Source organism: Ruminococcus sp. CAG:57, assembly GCF_000435935.1.
Lineage (GTDB): Bacteria > Bacillota > Clostridia > Oscillospirales > Ruminococcaceae > Hominimerdicola > Hominimerdicola aceti.
In genome coordinates this window covers 1-1,782 of record NZ_FR890752.1, presented here as the reverse complement: position 1 = coordinate 1,782, position 1,782 = coordinate 1, and the positions used below count along the sequence as shown (strand labels likewise).

2 protein-coding genes are annotated in these 1,782 nt (G+C 42.8%); both read left to right on the top strand.

The features are described from left to right. Positions 1-115 (top strand): NPXTG-anchored protein (locus tag QVO88_RS12355; protein WP_369678568.1); only part of this gene is annotated, 115 nt, incomplete at its 5' end. A gap of 207 nt (positions 116-322) precedes the next feature. Continuing rightward, positions 323-1,782, top strand: a 1,460-nt coding sequence (locus QVO88_RS08040; RefSeq protein WP_369678567.1) for a hypothetical protein, incomplete at its 3' end; no start/stop codon positions are given.

Genomic DNA, 1,782 nt, shown 5'->3' with positions numbered 1-1,782 from the left:
AAAGGCAGCTTCAAACGCTTCAAACACAAACCCATCGACTGGCGTTGCAGACGGAGCATTCGCTCTTGCACTTCTGAGCGGTGCGGCTGTGGTCATGGCTAAGAAGAAAAAGTAATATATCCATTAAATAGATATATAAAGGAAGTAAGTGGGACTTTCATACATTATTTGTTTAAATGAATACCGCTTGTGCTGATTTTTGACCGCTTGTGTCAAAATAGTTGAAAAATTATTACCGCTCTGCTATCATAATTATAAGCAGGGCGGTTTTATATCGCAATGCAAATATGATATGAAGTCTTATATTTCGGGAGGATAAAATATGAAAAAGACAAGAATTTTTAGCACAATGCTAGCAACGGTCATATGTATGGCATCTTTGCCTGCAATAAATGTTTTTGCGGCAAATCAGCAGAGAACTACAACTCTTGACCTTACAGTGGCAGGATTTCAGAACGATCAGAAAAATGAAGACGAGGGCTGGAGCTGGGACGCTGATACTCTGACGCTTACTCTTGACAATGTAGATTTTTCTACAGGAAATAAGTCGAGTATAAAAGTTGACGGCTTAAAGTCTACAACGATACTTTTCAAGGGTGAAAACAAGCTTGAATCATCAGCAACTATTATTAGCAGGACGGATAGAGGCTCAAAAGATACTGGTTTGACTTTAAAAGGCGAAGCTAAAGAAAGTAAGCTTAGCCTTGTTGAAAAAGACAATAGTCCTTCAATGGATCAGCCAAATATCACCTTTGAGTCAGGTACAGTTGATATTCAGGGCGGTGCAGCCATTGCTTTGTATACCATAAAAGTAATGGAAGCGGCTGTGAATATTGATACAACTATGGCAGACCCTGAAGATGGTTGGAACGATGGTCTGTATGCTAACGGTTCTATCGAGATATACGGTGGAGAGGTCAATGTTAAGGCCGGAAGAATAGGTCTGTTTGTTGTTGGCATAGGCGCTCCTGAGCCAAAGACAGGTCTTAGAATAGAGGGCGGCAAGCTTGATCTTGAGGGTGGCCTCGCTGACGTATATCTGGGTTCTGGTAATGTTAAGAATGGCATTATTTCAGCGGGCGATATAACGCTTAAAGGCAAAAAAGGTATTTTCCTCTATGATTGTGAAAAGTGCGAGATAACAGGCGGAACCTTCCATGTTGATGAGTGCGATGATCCGTTTATGGCACATAAGGACAGCTCAGGCGTTTTTGAGATAGCTGACGCTGACTACACAAAAGTAGACAAAGCAGAAGAAGCTGCAAAGGCTCTTAATAAGGACAACTATGTGGACTTTACAGCCGTAGAAAAGGCACTTGAAGCTATCGACAGAACTAAAAACCTTACACAGCAGTCAGATGTTGACAAAATGGCGAAAGACATAAACGATGCTGTTGAGGCACTTGTTTACAAGTCAGCAGACTATACAGAGCTTGACAAGGCAGAGAAAGCCGCAAAGGCTCTCAACAAAGACGATTATGAGGACTTCTCAGAAGTCGAAAAGGCTCTTGCCGCTATTGACAGAACAAAGAACATCACAGAGCAGGCTGACGTGGACGCTATGGTAAAGGCCATAAATGACGCTGTGGCAAACCTTGTAAAGAAAGCACCTGCTTCTTCACAGCCTGACAGCGTAAGCAGTTCTGATGCTTCGTCAGATACGAGCAGTTCTGCTTCCGACAGCTCATCTTCCGACAGCTCATCTTCTGACAGCAAGGCAACTGACAGCAAGTCAGACAGCAGCTCAAAGGCAGCTTCAAACGCTTCAAACACAAACCCATC